We start from the raw sequence: 21887 nt of genomic DNA, 5'->3' as shown, positions 1-21887 counted from the left end.
ATGGTTTGAGGATCGGTCGGGAAAAGGGAATGGTCCCGGCAGAACCGGGACCATTTTCATTTTTCATTTCTGGTATTACTGTAGCCGTATCACCTTGGCGGTGGCTACGCGATGGGTTGTTCTGTTCTCTACTTTCAGTATCCAGGTGCCGGCAGGCACCTCACCTGTCTGCAGTTTGACGAATTGGCTGCCTTTTCCGCCGGCAGTCAGCTCCTTACGCAGTACCGGTGCGCTGCCGTTCAGGCTCCAGAGGGTAAGCTGCAGCCGGTCGCCGGGTTGCGCATCCACTTTTACCTGCAGCTCGTTGCCGGTTAACGGATTGGGATATACGAACAGGCTGGCGTTTGCTGCTTCCTGGTTGGTATAAGGCGCAGCCGTAGCGGTAATGCCTGTGGCGGCGGGACTGCAGGCGCCCAGCGGCTTCCACCACCAGTCTGCCGTACCGGGCGTTACGTTGTACAGCGCATCGGACTGGCTTTCGTACAGGATGCCGTTGTACACTACCCGGTCGCCCTGGTTGTAGATCTTCGGGTAAGGCTCGTAAGCAGGTACGCCTGCACAGTTGCCGCCGCCGGTGCCGTTCACCACTACGGTCACTGCTGCGGAGGTAGTGGCCGCGCCCCCGTTGTCGGTGGCTTTGGCGGTTAGGGTGTAAGTGCCGGCGGCCACGTTGGACCAGGTATAGCTGTAAGGCGCTACCGTGGCTTCGCCCAGCCTGGCGCTGCCGTTAAAGAATTCCACTTTGGCTACCGTGCCGTCGCTGTCTGCCGCTGTAGCCTGGATGGCAATGCTGGCCGGCGCCGTAAAGGCGGCGTTGTTGGCCGGGGAAGTAAGGGTGATGGTAGGCGCATTGTTGCCGGGTGTGCCGGAGCAGTCGCGTACATAGGCCCATACTTTGCCATCGCCGGTATTAATGTCCGGCTGTTCGTTCTGTGTCCACCATTTGGCCTGGTATACCTTGCTGTTGTACACCACCTGGTCGCCATTCAGGTAAATGCCGGTGGCGGTCCAGGCAGGAATGCCGTCGCAGCCGGTGCCGCCGCTGCCTACGGTAATGCTCACGGTGGCGGAGGTAGTGATGGCGCCGCCGTTGTCCGTAGCGCGGGCGGTCAGGCTGTAAGTGCCGGCCGCTACATTGCTCCAGGTGTAGGTATAGGGCGCGGTGGCATCTTCGCCCAGCTTGCTGCCGCCGTTAAAGAATTCCACTTTGGTTATGGAGCCGTCGCTGTCTGCTGCGCTGACCTGTATGGTAACGGTGGCCGGCGGCGTAAAGCTGGCGTTACTGGCCGGGGAGGTAATGCTGACGGTGGGCGGGTTATTGCCCGGGTTGTTGCCGAAGAAATACTCGTAGTAGTTGTTGGCAAACTCGTCGCCGTTGGTTTTGTCCCAGTTGATAGACCAGGTCATGATACCGCGCAGGCCGGGATAGCCGCCGGCTTTACGCAGCGTATAGCCGCCGCCGAAGGATTGTCCCCTGGTAAGATAATCCAGCGCCTGTTTTACCGCTGCCGGTGCCGTATACCCGCCGGAAGGCGCAGCCGCCGGTGCAGCAGGCAGGCCAAAAGCTACCTGGTCCTCGCGCAGGGCCGGGAAGGTTTGGCTGGTGCCGGACACCGGGAATCCGCTCATCAGCATTTCGGTCATGGACACGATGAAGTCCGCCGTAGCCTGGCTGTATATCTTGTTGTCCAGGCCCATTACCGTACCGGTATTGTACAGTTGGGGGTGGATAAAGGTCAGCTCATCGCGCAGGCCGTGGATCACCGGCAGGTAAGCGCCTACCAGCGGTGAGTAGGTGGAGCCATAGGCCGTTTGCACATAGTAGGTTTCCGGCGCCATGGTGAGCCAGCATTCCCTGCCCTGTCCTTCGCGGTAGTTGATGATCTCTTTCACGGCGGAGATCAGGTTCAGCACCTTGGGCGTGGTGGGGTTCATGAAATTGTTGTCGCCATTGTCCAGTTGCAGGGAGTGCCCGCCTTCCAGGTCAATGTCCAAACCGTCAAAATTGTATTGGTCTATGATGGCTTTCATGGAGCTCACGAAAGCGTTTTTCTGGGTAGTGGTGTTCAGCGTTACGATACCGTTCTGCCCACCGATGGAGATCAGCACTTTCTTGCCCTGCGACTGCAGGTACTGTATGTCTGACTGGAATTCGGCCACGGAAATGTTTTCCGGCGCAAAGCTCATGGTAGCCTGGTCTGCTCCGCTGATGGCAAAGGCCACCTGCACCACGTTGTACTTGCTGTTAATATCACGCAGGCGGATATACGGAGGTGTGGCCGTGGTGCTGCCCCAGTTGTGCCAGTAGCCCACGATCACCTTGTCCGTATTGCCCGGGTTGTTGGTGCTGTTCACAGTCACGGATACGGCGATGGAAGTAGTGGCGGCGCCTTTATCATCTGTAGCCACGGCAGTGATCGTGTAAGTACCCACGCCGATATTGTTCCAGGCAAAGCTGTAGGGTGCGGTGTTGTCTACTCCCAGGCTGGTGCTGCCGTTAAAGAACTCTACTTTGGCGATGGAGCCGTCGCTGTCACTGGCATTGGCCTGTATGGTAAGGCTGGCCGGTGCGGTCAGCGTAGTGTTGCCGGCAGGTGCAGTAATGTTCACCGTTGGCGCTGTGTTGCCCGGGTTGCTGCCGTTGGCGAATACTTCATTGATCTTGTTGACCAGCGGTGATTTGGTGTTGGGACAGTAGATCAGCTTCCCCTTTGCCTGGGTGCTGCTGGTCATGTCTGTCATGTCGCCGTATACCTGCCATACAATGATGCCTGCCAGCCCGTTGTCCTTGATGAACTGCGCCTTCTCGCCCACAGAGCGCTCATTGTCGTAGCTCAGGAAGTAGTTGCCCTTGGTTTTGTAAGGCACCTTGGCTACATCATCCCAGTGCTCGGTCCAGCCGGAGCCGGCGCCGGTAGCCTGCAGGATGTAGCTGTAGCTGGGGGTGCCATCCCAGAGGTCTTTAGCCCAGTTGGTATAGTCGGCGCAGGTCTGGATGGGGCCATCCGGCTGCACGGTTTCCGCGCGTTTTACCGTAGGCGCGTTCAGTGCGGCAGTGCCGTTGGTGATCACGCCACGGCCGTAGTTGGGCGTGCCCAGGGTCACCTTGCTCATGTTTACGCCCAGTTGCTTCAGGCCCTGCACGGTGGCGTTCAGGGAAAAGCCGCTGTATTCCGCGCCCGGGTAGTCGTACAATGGTGCGTTGTGACCGGCTTTATTGGACCAGCCGCCGTTGTAGTCATAGGTCATCATGTTGAAATAATCCATGGCGCTGTTCAGCCGCGCCCAGGGAAAGCCCTGCAGCTTGGTGGGAACGGCAGAGAAAGCCGCGGTGATCAGCTTGCTGGGACCAATGGCCGCGCGCACGGCTTCTACCAGTACCGCAAAATTGTTATAATCTGCGGAGCTGTAATTTTCAATGTTCATACCCGGATCGTTCGGGTACTCCCAGTCAAAGTCAATACCATCAAAGCCCATGCTCATCAGCTCCTGGCAGGAGGCCACGAACTTCGCGCGTTTGGTGGCATCGGCCGCTACTTCCGGGTAGTGTTTGCACATGCTCCAGCCGCCGATGGAAGCCATCACCTTTACGCCTTTCTGGTGCGCCAGGTCTATGAGGCCCGGGGCGCCGCCCTGTTTGGGAACAGAAAGCGGGAAGCTGCCGGTTCTGCCGGTGTTGACATTGCGCCAGCCGCTGCCCTCGTTGCGGTATCCCAGGGAGTAGGCGTAGCTGTTGTCTGCAATATAATAAATGGGCGCGTCCAGCTCCCCGTAGAGGAGGAACATGTCCCAACTGCTGTAAATATCTTCGTTCACCAATGCGGCCGGCTCCTGTACGGCGCCTACCTGGTAAATGTTCTTGTTGCGGAAGTCGCCGCTATGCAATGATCCGTCTTTGGCTACGCCAAAAAAGGAGAAGTTGAGAATGGTATACTGGGAATAATCCACGTTCAGGTGGTTATAGCCGCCCTTGGGCACCAGGCCGGCTACGTCTTTCCAGGCATCCCACTGGGTAATATAGCCTATTACCTGCTTGTTGTGCTGCTGTGTGGTAGCAGGCACCTGCGGGCTGACCTGCGCTACCGCGCTGCTCTGCCATAGCAGCAGCACCAGGTAGCAGACGTGTTTGGCCCGCCGTAGGAGGCGGGAGGGAATTGTACATCTGGTTTTCATCTCTTAATATTTATATGGTTTTAATGGTGAGATGGAACCTCGCATTAAAATATTCCTGCGCAAGAAGTATCTGTCATGCTCGGTTTCATTTGAAGGTATTTAGGTTTTTAAAAGACGCACGAAGCACGGTACGAGGCTTTCGTGCACGGTTTCAAAGGATTACAGGTTATCGGTTAATGAATAATGCCATAGGTTCAAATAAAGATACAGCAACGCAAAATCGATTTAGCGGAGGCTGTCCAGATCGCTCATATGCATAGGTGTCGTTTATACAATACTGAAGTACTATTGTAGCGGGCAGTTTTTTTCCAAGGTTGGCAGCCCGGTGCAAAGATATTGGCTGCGGGCAGCATATAAAATGAAGGTAAGCGGGAATTTAATGCGGAGAATATGAACGGCAACCGTGCGTAAATGACGGGTATACGTATAAATTACGTATGCCACACCTTACGATGTGGCATACGCTATAAGATATTCATATGAGATGCGCTATTCTACTTTCCATTCCATAATGCCGGCCGCATGTTCCGCAGGCAATTGCACCTGCAGTCTCAGTGCAGTGGTTTGCACGGCATCAAAATGCACGGTGTTGAAGGTGTCTTTTTGGGTGGTATAGGCGCTTTCGTTCTTCACCGCCTGCCATTTGCCTGCAGCATCTTTGTACAATACCTGCCAGGCAGCAGGCACCCGGCAACCGCCCCAGGGACCATCATCATACCAGTATACCTGCGCGCCGGATACGCGCGCCGGTTTTTCAAAATCATACTGCACCCATTGCGTGGTGTCTTTCATGGGCCACCAGTGGTAATAGGGAATGCTGCCGTCGTGTGAGTTGGCGGGCTCCAGTTGATCATTCAGCGCTATCAGCGTTTTGGTTTTATGCGATCCGCTTACCTTGCTTTCGGAGGCCAGGGTGGGCGGGCGCAGGGGCGTTACCGCGCCGGGCTTGTCCGCTACCCATACGGCCATGTCGCCGGGACCACGGTTTGCCCAGGCGTAATAAGGAATGGCGGTTACCGTTGCTTTCGCATCGATCACTTTACCGCCTGTCACTACCTGTGTAATGGCCGGCGTGCGGATTACCTCCACTCCATTCAGCAGGTTGGGCTCATAAGCTGCCGTAGCGGGGTTTTGCTCACTCAGCAGCAGGTGGCGTACGGATGCTTCCCTGTTGTCGGGCCATTCAAAGCAATATACCACGGGGCCGCGCTGCAGCGCTGCTTTATTAATATCGGCCTTTACTTTGTCATTCGCTTTTACATAGCGCACTTCCATGGGGAGGTTCACCTGCAGGGCATCGCCTTTCTTCCAGTTGCGGTGAATAATGGCATAGCCGTTTTCAACTTTATAGTCCGCCTGCGTGCCGTTAACGGTGATGGTATATTTTTTTGTCCCGGGCGTGGCAAAGCTGTACAGGCCGCCGGGCATGGGCGCATCGTCCAGCCAGGCCGGTATGCGGATGGCCATTTCAAAGTCGCCGCTGCGGGCGGGATCGACTTTAAAGAGAATATTGCCGTCCCAGGGATAGTTGGTTTGCTGTTCAATGCCTATTTGCTGGTCTGCCAGGTCAATACCGGCTTTGCTTTGTATAAAGAGGTTCACGTAAATACGGTTGTTGCCGGTGGCGTACACGTAGCCGGGCACAGAGGGAATGAAGCGGCATACGTTGCTGGGGCAGCAGGCGCAGCCAAACCACTCGCTTCTTTCATGCTGGCCCATGGACTCCAGCGGGTTGGGATAGAAGAAGCGGTTGCCTTTTACCGCTACGCCGGATATCATGCCGTTGTACAGGATCTGCTCCAGCACGTCATAGTACTTTGCTTCGCCGTGCAGCAGGAACAGGCGGTAGTTCCAGTAAATATTGCCGATGGAGGCGCAGGTCTCATTATACGCGCTCATGTTGGGCAGGTGATAGTCCGGGCCAAATCCTTCGTGACCGGCTTCTGCGCCAATGCCGCCGGTGATGTAGATCTTATGGTCCACGATGTCGTGCCAGATGGCGTCCATCGCTTTTATATAGCCTTTGTCGCCGGTAAGGGCTGCTACGTCCGCCATACCGCTGTACATGTAAGTGGCGCGCACGGCATGGCCTACGGCGCGGGTCTGCGCTGTAACGGGCGCCTGCGCCTGGCAGTACTCCTTACCGCCTTTGCGGATGTCCAGGAAGTATTTGGCCAGGTCCAGGTACCTTTTATCGTTGGTAGCGCGGTACATTTTTACCAGGCCCATTTCTATGATCTGGTGGCCGGGATAATACGGGAGGCCGCCTTCTACAAAGTCGTGGTATACCAGGTTGGCGTTCTTAATGGCAATATCCAGCAGGCTTCTTTTGCCGGTAGCCAGGTAATGCGCTACGGCCGCTTCATACAGGTGGCCGCAGTTGTACAGCTCGTGGCTGAGGTCCGGGTCTTTCTCCCAGCGTTTCTCGCCGGCCCAGGGATGCAGTTTGCCGCTGTCTTTTGCAATGGTGCGGGCGGTGTACAGGTAGCCATCCGGCTCCTGCGCCTTGCCGATATAATAGATCAGCGTATCCAGTTGCGCTTCCAGTTTGGGGTCCGGGAAGGTTTGCAGGGAGTAGCTGGCTCCTTCTATTATTTTATAAATGTCCGTATCATCAAAGGGATATTCCGTTTTAAACACGCCTTTCTTCAGGCCCCCGGCAATCAGGAAATTGTCTACCCGGCCTGTTTTATAGCATTGTTCCAGCGCAATGGGAATGGTCACCTTGTAATTGCTCAGGATACGGGGCGCCCAGAACCGGTCCGTTACTTTTACAGCGGTAAAAGGTACGGGGCGGATGGGATAGTCTTGCGCAAACAATGCAGTACCACCGATACCGAACATGATAAGTGTCAAATACACAATTTTTTTCATCTGGATGGATTTTAAACGCAACGGCATAGTTACGCAGTAAATTTATTGATATACTCCAGGCTGTGTTAGCTGAATTTTAACCAGTTGCACGCGGAATTTCTCTAAATGTCCTCTAAGTTACACATTTGTTCAATTCAAACGGATAGCCTAACTTTTAGGTACAATCGTGTAAATATGTTGTTGAAAGACCAGCTTTCCCTGATCCAGGTGTTCCGCCTTACCTGGAAGGTAGACCTGATGATATTGCTCTGCTGCACCGTTGCCTATTTAGTGGATACTTACTGGTTAAAGAGCCATGTATCCATCCCGGTGAGCATTTCCACCGTGCTGGGCACGGCCATTGCGTTTTTCATCGGGTTTAACAACAACCAGGCCTACGGGCGCTGGTGGGAGGCCCGCAAAATATGGGGCGCGCTGGTGAACGATTCCCGGTCCTGGGCCCGCGCCTTGCTGAACTACTGCAGCGCAGACCCCAACGGAGAGGCCATTCACATTGCCCGCCGCATGATATACCGGCACCTGGCCTTCCTGTACGCCTTGAAGGCCGCCTTAAGAAAGGCACCGGATGAATATTACACGGGTTACCTGGCGGACCGGGAAATAGCGTTGGTGAAGGCTCACAGCAATATTCCCAATGCCATACTGGACCAGCAGGCGGAGGACATACAGTGGCTGAGCCGGGAGGGCGTCATAGACGGTTTCCGCTTCCGCGAGCTGAATGGCCTGCTGACGAGGCATTGCGACAACATGGGAAAGTCCGAAAGGATCAGGAATACCGTATTCCCTCCCAGCTACCTGTTCTTTACCCGGGTATTCATCTGGTTCTACGTGATCCTGAATACGCTGATGATGAGTGAAAGCGTGGGCATGTGGTCCGTGCTTTTCGGCTGGGCGTTCGGTTTTGTGTTCCATGTCACGCACCAGAACGGCATGAGCATCATGAACCCCTTTGAGGCTACGGTAATGGCTATACCGCTGGACAGCATTTCCCGTACTATTGAAATTAACCTTTTGCAAATGTTGGGTCATGAAACCGTACCTTCGCCAGTGGAACCCATCGATGGGCAATACCTCCTGTAAGCTTTATACACCGCAACGACCTATCAGATGAACAAGGAACAAGCACGGCTGCAACACCCGGCCTGGAAGAAATGGGGACCTTATGTTTCCGCCCGCCAATGGGGCACCGTAAGGGAAGATTACAGCGCCGACGGCAACGCCTGGGAGTATACAACGCATGACATGGCGCGCAGCAAAGCATGGCGCTGGGGAGAGGACGGTATTGCGGGCATCAGCGACGACCAGCAGCTACTCTGCTTTGCCATTGCCCTGTGGAACAAGCAGGACCCCATCATCAAGGAAAGATATTTCGGACTCAATGGTCATGAAGGCAATCACGGGGAGGACGTGAAGGAGCTGTACTATTACCTGGACAGCACGCCTACCCACTCCTACATGCAAATGCTGTACAAATACCCGCAGCAGGCGTTCCCCTACAACGAGCTGGTAACGGAGAACCGCCGCCGCGGCAAGCAGGACCCGGAGTTTGAGCTGCTGGACACCGGCATCTTTAACGACGACGCTTACTTTGATGTGTTCGTGGAATATGCTAAGGCTGATACAGACGACCTGCTGGTAAAGCTGACGATTCACAACCGCGGCCGGGAAGCCGCCAGCCTGCATGTGCTGCCCACCCTCTGGTTCCGCAATACCTGGGACTGGGGCTATGACAGCGATATGCCGGTGCTGACGCAGACGGGCGACGGCATTATCCAGGCAGATCATAAAATACTGGGGCATTACGAGCTGTATTGCGAGCAGGGACCGGAACTGCTATTCACCGGTAATGAGACCAATATGCCCCGGCTGCACCAGTTTGACGACGGCAAACGCTTTTACAAGGACGGCATTAACGACTACCTGGTGCATGGCCGCCAGGAGGCGGTAAATCCCGGCAAGGAAGGCACGAAGGCCGCCGCCAACTACGAGGTGACCATCGCTGCCGGCGCGGCCTGCACCATCCGCCTGCGGCTAACCAAAGACGGCGCAGCGCAGCCTTTCGCAGACTTCGACACCGTGTTTGCCGCCCGCCGGGAAGAGGCGGATCTTTTTTATGCCGGGCTGCAGCAATCCCTGCCTGCCGATGAAAAGCGGATACAGCGCCAGGCTTTTGCGGGCATGTTGTGGAACAAACAGTTTTACTACTACTATGTATCCCAGTGGCTGCAGGGCGATCCTGCCCAGCCTGCCCCGCCGCCCCAGCGGTTGAGGGGGCGCAACAGCGACTGGAAGCACCTCAACAACGAGGATATTATTTCCATGCCGGATAAATGGGAGTATCCCTGGTACGCGGCCTGGGACCTGGCTTTTCACTGCATCCCGCTGGCCATGGTGGACAGCGCTTTTGCCAAAGACCAGCTTAGCCTGCTCACCCGGGAATGGTACATGCATCCCAACGGGGAGCTGCCGGCCTATGAATGGGCGCTGAGCGACGTAAACCCGCCGGTGCATGCCTGGGCCACCTATCATGTGTTCCAACTGGACCGCGAGCAGAACGGCGGAAAGGGGGACATTGCTTTCCTGGAATCCGTATTTCACAAGCTGCTGCTCAATTTTACCTGGTGGGTGAACCGGAAGGACGCTAACGGCAACAATATTTTTGAAGGCGGTTTCCTGGGCCTGGACAACATCGGCGTATTTGACCGCAATACCCGCCTGCCTGCCGGCAACCATATGGAGCAGGCAGACGGCACCAGTTGGATGGCCATGTACTGCCTGAGCATGTTGCGCATATCCCTGGAGCTGGCCCGCCATAACAAGGTATATGCGGATATGGCCACCAAGTTCTTTGAGCATTTCCTGTACATTGCCTGCGCCATCAACCGTACCATCGGCGAGGAAGATACTGGCCTGTGGGACGAGGAGGACGGCTTCTTTTACGATCAGCTCCGTCTTACCTGCAATGGCGTGATGAAGATGAAGGTCCGCAGCATGGTGGGGCTGATCCCGCTTTTTGCCGTGGCCGTGCTGGACGAGGAGATATTTTCCGCCCACCCGGAATTTACCGCCCGGCTCAAATGGTTCCTTGATTTCCGGCCGGACCTGGCCAGCCTGGTCAGCCGCTGGTATGAAAAGGGCAGCGGCGAAAAGCACCTGTTAAGCCTGCTGCGCGGCCACCGCATGAAAAGAATACTGCACCGCATGCTGGATGAAACAGAGTTCCTGAGCGATTACGGCATTCGCTCCCTCAGTAAATATTATGAAGCGCACCCCTACGAGTTCCGGCTCAACGGCAATTCCTTCTCCGTATCCTACGCTCCCGGCGAAAGCAGTACCGGCCTGTTTGGCGGTAACAGCAACTGGCGCGGGCCGGTATGGATGCCGGTGAATTACCTGATCATTGAAAGCCTGCGGCATTTTCACCACTATTATGGCGATGACTTTAAAGTAGAATACCCCACCCGCAGCGGTGTGTACCTGACGCTGGAACAGATTGCCGCGGAACTGGGCAAACGCCTGCTGCGCCTTTTCCTGCGGGATGAGCAGGGCCGCCGCCCGGTGTTCGGGCAGTGCGAGAAGCTGCAGCAGGACCCGCATTTCCGGGATTATATCCTCTTCTACGAATATTTTCACGGGGATAACGGGAGGGGCGCCGGCGCCGCCCATCAAACCGGGTGGACGGGATTGATCGTACGCTTAATGGGCCAGCAGTTTTTTTAAAGCGGGTTCTACAGTTTTTACTTATATTCGCCTCTAAATCATTGCTTTCCGTAACCCTGTTCTTTCCCGGAAAGCGGATTGTCGGGAATGTTTTACCTCACCAAAAATCGTACACATGAAAGTAACGTTATCTCAAAAGTTCATCGCTGAACTGTTTGGCACCTTTGTATTGGTATTAATGGGCTGCGGCAGCGCCGTGCTGGCCGGTACGCATGTAGGCTTCCTGGGCATTGCCTTTGCCTTTGGTCTTTCCGTGCTGGCCATGGCCTATGCCATCGGCCATATTTCCGGCTGCCATATCAACCCTGCTATCACTATTTCCATGCTGGCTACCGGCAAGATCTCCGGCAAGGAAACGGTGGTGTACATTATTGCGCAGATCATCGGCGCTATTGCCGGTGCAGGCATCCTGTACCTGATTGCGCAGGGCAAGGGGGATTATTCGCTGGCCGCCAACGGGCTGGGGCAGAATGGTGTGGGAGAAGGCTCGCCGGACAAGTATGCGCTGGGCAGCGGTATGATCGCCGAGATCGTGTTTACGGCCATCTTCCTGCTGGTGATACATGGCAGCACCAGCAAGAACGCCGGCACCGGCAGTTTTGCCGGCATTGCCATCGGGCTTTCGCTGACGCTGATCCACATTGTAGGCATCCCGGTTACAGGCGTTTCCGTGAATCCCGCCCGCAGCATCGGGCCTGCTTTGTTTGTAGGCGGCGAAGCATTGTCCAGCTTATGGGTGTTTATTGTAGGCCCCATCGTAGGCGGGCTGATAGGCGGCGGTATCTGGAAGCTGATGGACAGGGAGTGATCAGGCGCGGACAAATTATTAATGGGAACAATAGAAAACGGGAAGGTAAGAGCTTCCCGTTTTTTTGTTTTGGGAATTATTTTCTCATCTGCTCAAGTCCCTGTTCTATGGTTACAAATGTTTTATAACCGAGCTCTTTTCTTGCCTTTGTGTCGTTGGTGACGAAGGCTAAACCTAAGGTGTTTACAAGTCCCTTGTAAAGTGGCGGATGTCCTTTAAGCCGGAAAGTTTTCCAAATTAATTCCATTACGGCGGCTACTCCTTTTGCCAAGGCTAACGAAACATTTTTGTCGGGAATTGTTACGCCCTGCGTCGCTACATATTTTTTGATAAAATCCCTGAAAACGGGAGTTTCACCGTCTGTCAGGAAATAGGCGTTTCCGTTTTGTCCGGTTTCGCCTGCTAAGATAAGAGCATGGCAAACGTTGGTAACGTGGCAGGTTACAAAGCGGTGCTTACCGCCGCCGATGAATTGCATTTGTCCCTTTTTTACTGCTTCAATTATAGCGGGTAATGTATTTGGGTCGCCCTTGCCCCATATTAAAGGCGGCCTGAGCGACACCGTTTGGAACGTTTGGGTATTGGCGCTTAAAACCAATTTCTCCGCCTGGAGCTTGGTGCGTGAATAGCCGTCAATAATGTTGTCAGAAGTAAAGGTTTCGTCTGCATTTATTATTGGCTTCCCGTTCATAATCACAGAAGCCGCACCAAGATATACGAACTTCCGGATATTGGCGCTTTGGGATATTGACAAAAGAAGTTCGGTTGCATCAACGTGTAGTTTTTTTAGTTCCTTTTCGGAAGCAAAGAAGTCAACCGAGGCGGCTAAATGAAATACGGTTGAACAGTCCTTTGCGCCAATTGATAAAGCCTGTGGATCATTTAGGTCGCCTTTGATTGCTGTTGCTCCAAGCTGCTCTACTTTCCGGATGGCTTGTGGCGAACGTGCCAGGGCCTTTACCTGGTAGCCTTTTGCTATGAGCATGGGTATCAGGTTTTGTCCTACAAAACCCGAACCACCTGTTACAAATACTTGTTTCATCGTTTTTGCCTTTTTTTAGTTAGCACTTGTCCAAATGAGGTTGTCCATACTTTGAATTGGTTAAAATTTACAATGCAAAGTTGGTAAATGAGGCAGGCAAAAAACGTTTACAAAAGGCAAGAAATGCTATGCTTTGTCGAGAATTCGTTTCCTGATCCGGCTCAATGAAGTGGCAGTAATGCCCAGGTAGGTGGCAAGCATATGTTGAGGCACACGCTGAAGTATTTCCGGGTGTTGGGTCAGTAGTTTGGTATATCGCTCTTCAGGGGTGTTCAAAATGAAGGAAGATAGTGCTTGTTGAAACTGAATAAGTACCTGCTCCAAAACTTTCCTTATAAATTCATTCATCAGGGGAATTTCTTTGTAAAGTCTATCCAGGTCCGATTTTTTCAGAACAAGCAATTCACAAGGTTCCAGGCATTCAATGGTTTCTTTGCTTTTTGTTCCTGTAGTGAAGCTCTCAAACGCACCAATAAAATTATTTTCTGTCAGCAGGTAAATGGTGATTTGCTCACCGTCTTTTACATAGTATTTTCTGATGCAGCCTTTAAGTAAGAAAAATAATTCGTCTGTCCGCCTGTCATATGAAACCAACGCTGCTTTTGCTTCCACTTGCTTAAAAGTCAGAACAGTTGCAAGCAGTTCTTTGTCAGCCTGTGAAAAGTTTACAAACTTGTCCGTGTATGTAAAAAAAGGTGCTGTCATTGTTGGGGCGCGGTCTTTTTTAATTGCCTGCAACTCCCAAATATACGCAATAATATACTGTATACAGGTGCAGCCACCTATAGTTTCAGATGTGAAATGCCGGATTAAAACTATTGCGCATTCCGGATCGTGACCGGATCATAACTGAAGTACTTTACAAAATCGGCTGTCATGGACAGCCTGTTGGGATAGCCGGTTTTCCAGGCAATATTGCTAAGGCTGGCTTTTGTATGCAGCAACAGTTTATATACTTTCATCATTCGCTGCTGCAGTATGTAATCGGGTACGGATATGGCAAATGATTGCTCGAATCCTGCGTTCATCGCGTTTCCCGGGAGGCGGAACCTGGCAGCCAGTTCCCTGGCGGTAAACCTTTGGTGAATATGCTCCCCGATAAAGCGGAAGATAGCCATTATGTCGTCCGCCGGTGATGGGGCGGGCCGGGAGCAGGCGCGGTACTGCGCATCCTGCAGGGCAAAGTTCTGGTAAAGGTCTACACAGCAGCGGTGCAGCAGGCATTCCGCCGGCAGCTCAATATACCTGCAGTTGAATATGGTATACAGTAGTTGTGCAGATACGGCATTGATCACGTAAGGGGCTGCATTTACCGGCCCGTTCATATCATCCAGTTGAAAACCGGCAAGGTGCTGCAGTCCCGGGTAACTGGCGGCCAGTGCGGCAAGGGAGCCGGGACTGACATTAATGTGAAAGCTGAATATCTTGTTGTTGCGGTCCAGCGCTGCGGAATGGAAATTGGAATGAAGGCTGAACAGGTTCACTTCTTTTTCCTTTAGCCGGAAGGGACCCATGTGGTCTATCACCGCATCGATCGTATCTTCGTGCATGTAATGCAGTGCCAGTATATGGCGGGGCGTGCGCGGGTTGAGGATGATGTAGTTCCGGGCAAAGATATCATGCCCCCAGATCGAGAATTCCTTTACCCGGATGTGCTGGCACAGCATATCGCAATCCTCATCCCTGTAAAAGTAGGCGCCGGCATAAGGCAGCAACAGGGGCAGGTATTCATCCGGAATGGAGGAAACGGGCGTGTAGTTATTATCGTCACGCTCTATCAGCAGTAACTTTTCTGCAGTTGATCTTAATGGCTGCTTTTCCATTGGGCATGGCAAGTTTAAGGTGGTTATTTGTTTTGTACCAGCTCGGGGACATGATCCAAAAGGGAGAGACAAACAATCAATCGGGGGCGTTGCTATCTGTTAATATACGGAATAGCCCGGAGGGCGGATTTTTTGCGGATCATAATAATTACAGGGGGCTCATCTGTACGGCAAAAAGAAAAGTTCCACCTGGAAAGGCAGAACGTTCTATATGTTCAAATAACCATAAAGACACCATATTAGGTAGTGAACCTAGTGTAGTGTGATTGAAAGCAGTTTGAAAGGCTGTTTTTAACCGGAGCAGTACCCATCACGCTGAAGGGATGGGCGGCTGCTACCGGTGGGAACAACGGAACCAGGCGAGGCCGCCTTATATATATGAAAGCTAATGGTCCTAGCCATATCCTGGGTTATCATGAAGGATGGGCGTGTGCCGCTTTCTTTCCTTTTTCGTAAAATTCATTATAAAAACACAATATCTGTTTATCCGGGCAGTACAATCCCAGGGTCATTTCAGGACAATTTTATGGTACGCAGCGATTGTGGGGATACGCCGAAGTAGCGCCGGAAGGCGCGGTTGAAATTACTGATCTCCGTATAGCCCAGGTCATTGGCAATATCCGTGAGGCGGCGCTGCGTGGTGGTGACCAGGAAATGCGCCCGGTTCATGCATTGCTCCTGCACATAATCCGACAGGCTGACATGGAAGAGCTGCTGGAAATGGCGGCTCAGGGTTTTTTCGTGCATATGGTTTTCCCGCGCCAGCCGCGCCAGCGTTTGATGAATGTTGGGGGCTGCCTTCACCGTTTCCCATATTTTTACCAGCAGTTCCTTATCCGGTGCTGCGGGCAGCTCGTCGAGCTGGTCCTTTTCCTTGATGGCCTTGCCATACTGCGTGAGTATTTTCAGGATGCCTGTTTTGAACTCCATGAGCAGGTAGCCGCCGGTTTCCCTGGTGCTGCGGAGGGTGTTGAGGGTTTCCTGTACGCTGTAGTCGATGGCGGCGGTTTGCAGCAGTTTGCCTTCGCTGCTGGCGTTCATCACCCGGTTCATGAGCCCGGCTATTTCCCGGTTGCTTTCCGCCATTTCCTCCAGCCAGGTATGTTCCAGCTCCATATGCAGTGACTCGGCGGTGCCCGCTTCAAACCAGGCGCTGTTAACGCCGGTGGGCAGGTAGATAAGCCCGTAGCGCAGGGGCTCCAGCAATACCTGCCCGAAGCCCGATACATCCGCGTATACTTTGCCCTGCAGCATGTGCCGCAAGGCAATGGTAGGCTGCTGGCAGGAAAAATACAGGTATACCGGCTCATCGATCATGAAGCGGTAGCTATATATCCGGTAATGCTTGTGCAGGAAGGTTTGCGTAAGGATATGGCCGAAAGGATACTGCCGGTACTGAACGGCGCCCCAGGGTGCTACATACTGGCGCAACTGCGGGGGAACAGGTACCACCTTGCCGGGATCTTTCGTTTGACCGGGGCTGATGAGGATGTTCATTACGTGTTTTTATTAAAGTTGACAAGGCCTGCCGGAACGGGTTAAACAGTTCCGGTGATTTACGTGGAATTTAACAGATGCTATACCGTTGTAATGGCCGCTTAATAAAGACAATATTAATTAAAAAACGGCTGAGTTCCGCTACAGTAAAGGGAAATAGCTAGATTGGACAATTTGTATATGTGGTTTAACGGACGAGTGTGGCTACTCCTTTTTTGAACACATGCTGGCCGGTTTCCCTATGGGTATAGGTCAGCATCCATACGTAAGTGCCCACACCCTGCGGCCTGCCACCTACGGTGCCATCCCACTTGCGTTGCCAGTCATTGGTCTCAAACACCAGTTGGCCCAGGCGATTGTACACGGAGAAACGGAGGTCAACTGCCTTGTAACCGTTCAGGGGATACAGGTAGTCATTCACCCCGTCGCCATTGGGAGAAAAAGCAGTCGGCACATCTATGTAGCAGCTTGGCACTACCTTAATGACCCGGGTGGCGGTGTCAAAGCAGTTCATGTCATTCTGCACGATCAGGCTCACGGTGTAATCACGTTCCTCTTTTAGCTGCGGGTAGCTTTGTGGCATGGGCGCCGGCGTGCTGGTGATGATGCCGTTGCCAAAGTTCCAGACATAGCCGGTAATGTGATAGCCGGTGCTTTCGTTTGCAAACGACACCACATCCGTGGGGCACAATATATCTGCAGAAGCGGAGAAGGCCGCATCCAGCTCATTGATCAGCTCAATGGAAGTGTCGGCGCTGTCGCTGCAAACGCCGTTGGACACTACCAGTTTGATGGTATGCAGCCCGAATACCGTGTATACTTTTACGGGGTTTTGTTCCGTGCTGAAAGGGGCGCCGTCGGACGACCACTGCCAACTGTTAACGCCGTTGTTTCCATTATGCGTTAACGTTACTGTGTCGTAAGTGCAGTCCAGCGTCAGGGTGTAGCTGAAATCAGCGTTCACGGTATCGCTGGTGGTAAAGGGCAGGGAGGCGCCGGCAGGGGTAGGCTGCCAGCACTCGCTTAGCAGGGTGTTGCCGTCGCTGCCGGTCCTGAGCGCAACCTGGTAGGCGCCTGCGGTGTTGATAACGCCGGAGAGCCGCAGGGTGATGGTATCTGTCAGCCCGCCGGCACAACTGCCGCCGGCAGCGTTTTGTACCGTTACAGGGGTGCTGCCGCTGATAGTAAAGTCGCTGCCATTAGCTGCAATAGAGCTGCAGCGTACGGGCTGTGACAATACCAATTGTACCTGGTCCGGCTGGCAACCCACCGGTAAAATATGATCCGGCAGGGAAGGAAACTGCTGTGCTACGGTAAACGGTGTGGGGGGAACGCCGCTGCCGCCGCCGGCTGTTTCACAGGCATCCAGCAGGCTGTTGCCGTCAGTACCGGCTTTCAGGGCCAGGGAATAGCTGCCTGCCGGCAGGGGCGCGCTCAGGGTCAGTACAATGGAGTCCATGTCAAAACCACTGTTACAGTTGATCCCGGTAGCGCCGGTAATACCGGCCGCCCCGCCGCCGGTAAGGGTGAAATCGCTGCCATTGGCCGCCAGGCTGTTGCACTGTACGCGCTTGTTGAGCTTTACCCGGAGGGCGGGTGCCGCGCAATCATAAATAACCTGCTGTATCGCGGGCACCAGCGGGTCGGTAATGCTGGCGGTACCGCCTTTAAATTCAAGATCGTAGCCGCTTTGGGAATCGGAGAAATGGCTGATCAGCAGCAGGTAATTATGTCCCTGCTGAATGGTGGGCATAGAGCTGAACAGGGGCTGGCCAAAGCCATCGCATACTTCATGCGCCTGCCCCTGGAACGAAGCTCCGGTCAGCCCATACTCACCAGACCAGTTGGCGGCGACAAATAGTTGTTTGTTAGTATATACCTGGTTAATGGGATAGTTGGTAACATCAAACAACTGCCAGTCATAGTCCTCTCCCAGATCATGCGGTGTAATGATAAAGCCCAGCGTGCCGGTGCGGAAGCAGGTAAACTTATACCAAAAGGGATTTTTGTCCGTATGTTGATTCAGGCAATTGAGGCCGGGAATATCCTTGCCGCCACAGATAGGTACGGATGATTGCGTAAACTTTTCAGTGCCGCATACGGGGAAAGCAGTTTCGGGATTCTGTCCTTTGGTGGTACAGGTTATTTGTGCGCACAGGGGCGCCGTAACAAACAGCATCAATAGGGGCAGCAGTACATATTTCATTTGTATAGTGGTCAGATCAAATACAATGAAAAATAAAAATAAGGATAATTTACTTAGGGTGGAACGTTTGAGCGGCGACAGGTGTTACACTAATCATTCACTGTCAGCTCCCCTCTTAACGGCATTTCTATCATCCGCTTGGCGTCTTCCGGGGGCAGATCCTGGCCCAGCACGAACATCAGCTTGGTGATAGCGGCTTCAAAGGTCATGTCATGGCCGCTGATCACGCCTATTTCCTTGAGGTATTGGCTGGTTTCATACTTGCCCAGTTCTACGGAGCCGCCGTCGCACTGGGTAATATCCACTACGATCACTCCCTGGTCGATGGCTTTTTTCAGGCTTTCAATGAACCAGGGCTGCGTGTTGGCATTACCGTTGCCAAAAGTTTCCAGCACCACGCCTTTCAGGCCGGGCACATTCAGGGTAGCCTCTACCGCCTTGCGGGTAATGCCGGGGAAGATCTTCAGCACCGTCACATTGTCGTCCAGGTGCTTGTGCACCACCAGGGGCTTTACGGGGTGGGGCAGCACAAACTGCCGCTTGTACTTGATATCAATGCCGGCTTCCGCCAGGGGCGGGTAGTTCATGGAATAAAAGGCTTCGAACTTTTCGGCGTTGTATTTCTTGGAGCGATTGCCGCGGAACAGGGAGAAGTCAAAATAAATGCACACTTCCGGTATCATCACGTGCCCGTTCAGCCGGGTGGCGGCTATCTCCATGGCGGTAATGATATTTTCCTTGGCATCCGTGCGTATTTTGCCGATGGGCAGTTGGGAGCCGGTAAGTATCACGGGCTTGGAAAGGTTTTCCAGCATGAAGCTGAGGGCGGAGGCGGTAAAGGACATCGTGTCCGATCCGTGCAGTATCACAAAACCGTCGTACCGCTCATAGCGGTCTTCTATAATGCCGGCCAGCTCTACCCATACTTCCGGCTGCATGTCGGAGGAGTCTATCGGCGGGTTAAAGGCGTATACATAGAAATCGATCCCCATCCGGTACAGTTCCGGTAAGTTATTGCGGATCTCGTTAAAGCCTATCGGACGGAGCGCTTTCGTTTTTTCGTCGTAGATCATGCCTACTGTGCCCCCCGTGTAAATGATCAGAATTTTACTCATTCTCAAAACGCCTGGATTGCCGCAAAGGTATCCACTAATCAATTAGATGGATTTGAATAATTTCCGGGCATTGCTGGTGGTAACCGCAGCGACCTCCTCAATTTTTAGATTTTTTATATCCGCGATCTTTTCCCCGATCAGGGGGATGTAGGCGCTTTCATTGCGTTTGCCACGGTAAGGCACCGGGGCCAGGTAAGGTGCGTCCGTTTCCAGCACAATGTGCTGCAGGTCCACCTGTTCCACTATTTTATCCAGGCCGGACTTTTTGAAGGTCACCACGCCGCCGATGCCCAGGTAAAACCCGAGGTCTATCACCTCCTTGGCTTCCTCCAGGGTGCCGGAAAAGCAGTGGAACACGCCGGTCAGTTGGCCGTCCTGTAGTGCTTTTACTTCATCTATGCACTGGCGGGTGCTTTCCCGGCTGTGGATCGCTACCGGCAGGCGGTACTGTTTGGCCAGTTGCAGTTGCTCGCGGAACACGCGGTACTGCTGCTCCGCATGGGTGGTGTCCCAGTAAAAGTCCAGCCCTATTTCACCTACCGCTATAAAGGGCCGTTTGGCCAGCCATTCCCTTACCAGCGCCATTGCAGGCTCAGGGTTTTCCTCCACGTAGCAGGGGTGCAGCCCCATCATGGCATGGCAGTGGCCGGGAAACTGCTCTTCCAGGGCCAGCATGCCCGCTATGGACGCGCAGTCAATATTGGGTAGCAGCAGTTTATCTACACCCAGCTCCAGGGCCCGGGTGATCATCGCGGCCCGGTCCTGCCCAAATTCCTTTCCGTACAGGTGGGCATGTGTGTCAATCCACTGCATAACACTCTTTTAACACGATTATTAATAATATTTGAATAGAATTTTTTTAAATTTGTAAAATCCTTAATATTTTATCAAATCTTGGCACAAAGGTAAAGTCCTAAGAAAAACTATCCTACCATGAAGAGCTATTTTTGCTTCAACCGCATTTTTGCCATAATGATCCTGTTGCTGGCGATGGCTGTCGTTTTCTTTGCCTGCAGCAAAAGCAATGACGAGGCATCCCCGGAGACCGATAAAAGAGATAATGAAGTGCTGGCTGCGGCCGCCTATGAGGCGCAGGTAGGCACCCTGTACGACGACCTGTTTGACGTGGCCCTGCAGGCCGGCCAGGAAGAGGGCCTGCATGCGGAAGGCCGCCGCGCTCCGCAGGAGGACGTAAACCATAAGCTGGGCACCTGTTTTGACCGTACGCTGGACGATGCCACTGCCGGCAAATGGCCCAAAACCCTGACCCTGGACTTTGACAGCGCCTGCACCGGCCAGGACGGACGCGTGCGCGCCGGCAAGGTGATCATGAAGATCAGCAACTACATCCTGTTGCCCGGCAGCGTAGTCACCATTACGCTGGACAATTACTCCATAAACGGCATCAGGCTGGAGGGCACCAAAGTGATCACCAACCTTAGCAACAGCAACGGGTTTAAATACAGCACCAAGGTAACCGGCGGCGCTATCAAGCTGGATTCGCTGACGTTTGGCTATACCTGCGACAAGACCATCAGCCAGACAGAAGGCACCGGTACGCCCTTTGACACGGACGACGACTTTTACAGCGGCACCGGTACTGCCAGCCTGACCTACCCGGGCGGCACCATAGTTACCTATACCGTAAAAGAGGCCCTGGTAAAAGCACTGGCCTGCCCCTGGATCGGCAAAGGCAAAGCTGAAGTTACCTTTAACCAGTTGACTGCTACCATTGACTACGGTACCGGTATCTGCGATGATTCCGTAACCATCACCATAGGAGACAAGATGAAGGGCGCGATTTTACCGCGATAAGAATAGTTCAATAAACAGGCGAATGTGCAGGTGGACCGGCTCATGCTTTCCATTTGCACATTTGCTTATTACAGGGGGATCCCCTCTACCTTCCATTTTTGCTTCTTACAGAATTCCAGCACACGCGGAAGGGCATACGAAAGCCGGTCCCATGCCTTTGCACTGTCATGGAACACTACGATAGACCCCGGTTTGGCCCTGAACACTACATGCTGCACGCAGGCTTCCCCGGTAAGGGCCGTATCAAAATCTGCGCTTAGCACATCCCACATAATGATCCTGGCGCCGGGCATGCGCTTTTTCAACTGTCTTACTTGGAAGGGGGTGATCCTGCCGTAAGGGGGCCGGAACAGGGGAGAATCAATGTATTTACCGGCCTCCAGTATATTGTCGATGTAGGTGCCGGTGCGGGTTTTCCAGCCATTGAGGTGGTTGTGGGTATGATTGCCCACGGTATGCCCTTCTTCCAGCAACTGCTGGTAGATGCCCGGGTGCTCCATCACATTTTTGCCGATACAGAAAAAGGTGGCTTTGGCATCATATTTTTTCAACTGCTCCATTACAAACGGAGTGGCCTGCGGGTGCGGACCGTCGTCAAAAGTAAGGTAAACGGCCTGCCTGGCCGGCGACAGTTGCCAGGTGCAACTGCTGTAAAGGGCTTTCAGGATGCCGGGCGTTGAAGTAAGGTAGAACATGCGGTAAGAAGTATGAGGTATGATGCCTGCCGTTTGTTGTTTGAAGTTATGAAATATTGATGTATGAATTAACCTTAATAAAGTTAATATATTTCCTGCATCTTACTTCCTGCATCTTA

General features: G+C 53.3%; 14 protein-coding genes. 4 read left to right on the top strand and 10 right to left on the bottom strand.

What is annotated here, in order from left to right; genetic code table 11:
• Nucleotides 1–75: 75 nt before the first annotated feature.
• Both LX66_RS03075 and LX66_RS03070 read right to left on the bottom strand, forming a co-directional pair.
• Nucleotides 76–4173 carry a glycosyl hydrolase family 18 protein gene (locus LX66_RS03075; RefSeq protein ID WP_145710418.1) on the bottom strand — a complete coding sequence of 1366 codons (4098 nt, stop codon included), beginning with the start codon at nucleotides 4171–4173 and terminating at the stop codon, nucleotides 76–78.
• 489 nt (nucleotides 4174–4662) lie between these two features.
• Complete coding sequence (locus LX66_RS03070; protein ID WP_145710417.1) at nucleotides 4663–7047, bottom strand: glycoside hydrolase family 127 protein; 2385 nt, start codon at nucleotides 7045–7047, stop codon at nucleotides 4663–4665.
• A gap of 174 nt (nucleotides 7048–7221) precedes the next feature.
• On the opposite strand from LX66_RS03070, the gene LX66_RS03065 reads away from it, so the two are divergent.
• The 3 genes from LX66_RS03065 (at nucleotide 7222) to aqpZ (ending at nucleotide 11575) form a co-directional block, all read left to right on the top strand.
• Nucleotides 7222–8127 (top strand): bestrophin family protein, encoded by a 906-nt coding sequence (locus LX66_RS03065; RefSeq protein ID WP_145710416.1) that lies wholly within the window; start codon nucleotides 7222–7224, stop codon nucleotides 8125–8127.
• 27 nt (nucleotides 8128–8154) lie between these two features.
• The gene (locus tag LX66_RS03060) at nucleotides 8155–10767 is read left to right on the top strand and encodes an MGH1-like glycoside hydrolase domain-containing protein (protein ID WP_145710415.1); all 2613 of its coding nucleotides are present in this window, start codon (nucleotides 8155–8157) and stop codon (nucleotides 10765–10767) included.
• A 115-nt stretch (nucleotides 10768–10882) separates the two neighbouring features.
• Nucleotides 10883–11575: an aquaporin Z gene (gene aqpZ / locus LX66_RS03055; protein ID WP_145710414.1), complete on the top strand. Its 693-nt coding sequence runs from the start codon at nucleotides 10883–10885 to the stop codon at nucleotides 11573–11575.
• A gap of 76 nt (nucleotides 11576–11651) precedes the next feature.
• Here aqpZ and LX66_RS03050 read toward each other — a convergent pair whose 3' ends face one another.
• From LX66_RS03050 to LX66_RS03020, 7 genes are all read right to left on the bottom strand, one after another.
• Nucleotides 11652–12617: an NAD-dependent epimerase/dehydratase family protein gene (locus LX66_RS03050; RefSeq protein WP_145710413.1), complete on the bottom strand. Its 966-nt coding sequence runs from the start codon at nucleotides 12615–12617 to the stop codon at nucleotides 11652–11654.
• 126 nt (nucleotides 12618–12743) lie between these two features.
• Nucleotides 12744–13322 carry a Crp/Fnr family transcriptional regulator gene (locus LX66_RS03045; protein WP_158642516.1) on the bottom strand — a complete coding sequence of 193 codons (579 nt, stop codon included), beginning with the start codon at nucleotides 13320–13322 and terminating at the stop codon, nucleotides 12744–12746.
• Nucleotides 13323–13432: 110 nt separating this feature from the next.
• Nucleotides 13433–14440: a helix-turn-helix transcriptional regulator gene (locus tag LX66_RS03040; protein WP_145710411.1), complete on the bottom strand. Its 1008-nt coding sequence runs from the start codon at nucleotides 14438–14440 to the stop codon at nucleotides 13433–13435.
• A gap of 513 nt (nucleotides 14441–14953) precedes the next feature.
• On the bottom strand, nucleotides 14954–15937 hold the full coding sequence (locus LX66_RS03035; RefSeq protein ID WP_145710410.1) for a helix-turn-helix transcriptional regulator: 984 nt from the start codon (nucleotides 15935–15937) through the stop codon (nucleotides 14954–14956).
• A gap of 187 nt (nucleotides 15938–16124) precedes the next feature.
• Nucleotides 16125–18143 carry a T9SS type B sorting domain-containing protein gene (locus LX66_RS03030; protein ID WP_145710409.1) on the bottom strand — a complete coding sequence of 673 codons (2019 nt, stop codon included), beginning with the start codon at nucleotides 18141–18143 and terminating at the stop codon, nucleotides 16125–16127.
• Between the two features lie 89 nt (nucleotides 18144–18232).
• Nucleotides 18233–19258: an asparaginase gene (locus LX66_RS03025; RefSeq protein ID WP_145710408.1), complete on the bottom strand. Its 1026-nt coding sequence runs from the start codon at nucleotides 19256–19258 to the stop codon at nucleotides 18233–18235.
• Between the two features lie 42 nt (nucleotides 19259–19300).
• Nucleotides 19301–20071 carry a TatD family hydrolase gene (locus LX66_RS03020; protein WP_145710407.1) on the bottom strand — a complete coding sequence of 257 codons (771 nt, stop codon included), beginning with the start codon at nucleotides 20069–20071 and terminating at the stop codon, nucleotides 19301–19303.
• Between the two features lie 120 nt (nucleotides 20072–20191).
• On the opposite strand from LX66_RS03020, the gene LX66_RS03015 reads away from it, so the two are divergent.
• Nucleotides 20192–21073 (top strand): hypothetical protein, encoded by an 882-nt coding sequence (locus tag LX66_RS03015; RefSeq protein ID WP_145710406.1) that lies wholly within the window; start codon nucleotides 20192–20194, stop codon nucleotides 21071–21073.
• A gap of 68 nt (nucleotides 21074–21141) precedes the next feature.
• Here LX66_RS03015 and LX66_RS03010 read toward each other — a convergent pair whose 3' ends face one another.
• Nucleotides 21142–21768, bottom strand: coding sequence for a polysaccharide deacetylase family protein (locus tag LX66_RS03010; protein ID WP_145710405.1), 627 nt, complete (start codon nucleotides 21766–21768; stop codon nucleotides 21142–21144).
• Nucleotides 21769–21887: the final 119 nt, after the last annotated feature.

The organism is Chitinophaga japonensis (genome assembly GCF_007830125.1).
Lineage (GTDB): Bacteria > Bacteroidota > Bacteroidia > Chitinophagales > Chitinophagaceae > Chitinophaga > Chitinophaga japonensis.
Note: the sequence above shows the minus strand (reverse complement) of the source record. Positions and strands in the feature narration are given on the sequence as shown.

Coding starts and splice junctions, on each gene's coding strand:
- LX66_RS03065 (WP_145710416.1), top strand. CDS start 7,222: ATGTTGTTGAAAGACCAGCTTTCCCTGATCCAGGTGTTCCGCCTTACC.
- LX66_RS03030 (WP_145710409.1), bottom strand. CDS start 18,143: ATGAAATATGTACTGCTGCCCCTATTGATGCTGTTTGTTACGGCGCCC.
- LX66_RS03050 (WP_145710413.1), bottom strand. CDS start 12,617: ATGAAACAAGTATTTGTAACAGGTGGTTCGGGTTTTGTAGGACAAAAC.
- LX66_RS03015 (WP_145710406.1), top strand. CDS start 20,192: ATGAAGAGCTATTTTTGCTTCAACCGCATTTTTGCCATAATGATCCTG.
- aqpZ (WP_145710414.1), top strand. CDS start 10,883: ATGAAAGTAACGTTATCTCAAAAGTTCATCGCTGAACTGTTTGGCACC.
- LX66_RS03040 (WP_145710411.1), bottom strand. CDS start 14,440: ATGGAAAAGCAGCCATTAAGATCAACTGCAGAAAAGTTACTGCTGATA.
- LX66_RS03060 (WP_145710415.1), top strand. CDS start 8,155: ATGAACAAGGAACAAGCACGGCTGCAACACCCGGCCTGGAAGAAATGG.
- LX66_RS03045 (WP_158642516.1), bottom strand. CDS start 13,322: ATGACAGCACCTTTTTTTACATACACGGACAAGTTTGTAAACTTTTCA.
- LX66_RS03070 (WP_145710417.1), bottom strand. CDS start 7,047: ATGAAAAAAATTGTGTATTTGACACTTATCATGTTCGGTATCGGTGGT.
- LX66_RS03035 (WP_145710410.1), bottom strand. CDS start 15,937: ATGAACATCCTCATCAGCCCCGGTCAAACGAAAGATCCCGGCAAGGTG.
- LX66_RS03010 (WP_145710405.1), bottom strand. CDS start 21,768: ATGTTCTACCTTACTTCAACGCCCGGCATCCTGAAAGCCCTTTACAGC.
- LX66_RS03020 (WP_145710407.1), bottom strand. CDS start 20,071: ATGCAGTGGATTGACACACATGCCCACCTGTACGGAAAGGAATTTGGG.
- LX66_RS03025 (WP_145710408.1), bottom strand. CDS start 19,258: ATGAGTAAAATTCTGATCATTTACACGGGGGGCACAGTAGGCATGATC.
- LX66_RS03075 (WP_145710418.1), bottom strand. CDS start 4,173: ATGAAAACCAGATGTACAATTCCCTCCCGCCTCCTACGGCGGGCCAAA.